Source organism: Methanosphaera sp. A6 (assembly GCF_001729395.1).
GTDB lineage: Archaea > Methanobacteriota > Methanobacteria > Methanobacteriales > Methanobacteriaceae > Methanosphaera > Methanosphaera stadtmanae.
In genome coordinates this window covers 1-2,367 of record NZ_MAIF01000091.1, presented here as the reverse complement: position 1 = coordinate 2,367, position 2,367 = coordinate 1, and the positions used below count along the sequence as shown (strand labels likewise).

Here is a 2,367-nt window from a genome sequence, read left to right as displayed (position 1 = left end):
TGATTCTAATGATTAATATTATGTCTTATTCAAAAAAATAAATTAAAAAAAGTTTAAATAATATCAAATAAATAATTTAAGAAAAATAAAAAAAAATAAAAAATATGTAAAAGACATGAATTTCAAGTGTAACTTTTTTTTAGCCATTCAATGATACTGCAATTGTAACACCATCATATGCTGTTTTTTTAAAGATTAAATGAGAATTATCATTTGCTATTAAACACGTTGGTTCACAAACACCCTTTACTCCAAATTGTTTCATAACAAAGTCTGACTTGGAACATTCCTCATTTTGATAAGTTTTAATAGAATCCATTGGTATTATTTTCAGAGATTTATTTAATTGTTTTATATTTTCAAGTATTCCTACTTCATTTTTCTTAACATCAGCTGTTGCAAAAAAATCAATTCTTTCCACAGGTATTTCAAGTATTTTACATGCTTGTTCTATTGCATTTTTAACTTTAGATGGAGATATATTACGTCTTGCACCAATACCCATAACTAACTGTTTAAAAGTTAAAATAACTTCATGATTATCATAGATGGATTTAATATAATCTATTTTATCATCAAAATGAATGTTATATGAACTTTTAATATTATCTGTTAATATATATGAATACTTATATGGAAGATATAAATCAACAATTTTATTATCAACTAATGCTTTGTTAATGTATTGTATATTTTTAGGATATTTAATATGACAATAATAACGTTTTGCTATTGAATCAATACCTATTTTATTATTCACATCAGTTGATGTGGTAATTACAGGTGTTGAATTGATAATAGATGCTATTTTTGTTGTTAAATCATTAGCTCCACCAATATGTCCACTAAGAAGACTTATAACAAAATTACCATGATCATCAATTAATATCACCGCTGGATCTGATAATTTTGAATTTACATAGGGTGCAATGGATCTGATTATAATTCCAGAAGCCATTATTGCTATAATACAATCATATTTATCAAAGATTTCTTTAACAGTACTTTTAATATTTTTATGATACTGTTGTATATGTAATATAAGTGGATTTTTTACTAAATTTTCATATAATTTATCAGAGATTATTTTACCTTGATTTGTAACAGATAATATTGCTATTTTCATATTAACATACCTCCTACATTAATAAGACTATAAATATTAAGTATATTACTAGAATTGTAATTATAAATAAAATAGAAGTTACTTTTGTTATGTTTATTGCTTGTGTTATTTTATCTTTAGTTAATTTATCAGTTCCATATCCTAATTCATAAACATTTTCCTTTGTTAACTTAATATTTAAAGCTCCTGCAGTTGCTGCCATAGAATAACCACTGTTAGGACTTGGTGTTTTTAAAGCATACTTTTTCATAACATCATATGATTGTTTATAATCATATTTTAATATAAATGCTGCAAATATCACATAGTATCCAGTTATTCTTGCTGGAATGTAATTTAATAGATCATCTAGTTTTGCAGGATAATATCCTACATCAATTAATTCTTTTGTTTTATATCCAAGCATTGCATCCATTGTATTTGATGCTCTATATATCATTGCAAATAGTATTGAAAAAAATATTCCAAATGGTAATCCAAGTAGTGCTGTGTAAAATAATGGTGAAATTATACTATCAGTAATATTTTCTGATAGTGTTTCTATTGCTGCTGATGTTATTCTAGACTCTGTTAATTGAGTAGTATCTCTACTTACAAGATATGACATTGATTTTCGTGCCTTATTAATATCTTCATTTAAATCATTTTGAATATCTTGTACTGATTTAATTAGGAAATTTATTGAGAATGTTGTTGATAGAATTAATGCTGCAAATATTAAGTATAACCATTGATTTATTAACATTAAAATAATCAGAAATAACAATGTAACTACTACAACAATAAAATTTGTTGTTAAAACTATTAAAAGTCCAGAAAATCGTGTGTTAGGTAAATAATTCTTTAATCTTGAAATTATATTACCCATGTAAACTACTGGATGTATTTTTGTTGGAACTTCACCAAGTATCATATCAATTAGTATAGCTAGGAATATTATTGAAATTCCATATATTAAACTTTCATATATCATTATTACTATATTATTTTTTTTAAAGTATATAATAGAGGTGTATTTCAAATGTAATTTTTTTCACAAAAAAATAAAATCAAATAGTGAGACTTACTTTGCTAGTGTAAAAAAAAGTTATCTAAAATAAAATAAATATATGAGAGGTACATTTCAAGTGTAAGTAAAAATATATTTTGGAAATATAAAAAAGAAACATGAATTTCAAGTGTAATGAAATTTTTCTTTGAAAAAAAAATTAAATTATAAAAGTATATTTCAAGTGTAAATT

At 23.4% G+C, this 2,367-nt stretch carries 2 protein-coding genes; both read right to left on the bottom strand.

Annotated elements, in window-relative coordinates:
- Positions 1–139 precede the first annotated feature (139 nt).
- Entirely contained in the window at positions 140–1,126 is a 987-nt protein-coding gene (locus A9758_RS02955; RefSeq protein ID WP_011407152.1) for a cobalt-precorrin 5A hydrolase, read from the bottom strand.
- Between the two features lie 13 nt (positions 1,127–1,139).
- Complete coding sequence (locus A9758_RS02950) at positions 1,140–2,099, bottom strand: cobalamin biosynthesis protein (protein ID WP_011407153.1); 960 nt, start codon at positions 2,097–2,099, stop codon at positions 1,140–1,142.
- Between the last annotated feature and the right edge of the window lie 268 nt (positions 2,100–2,367).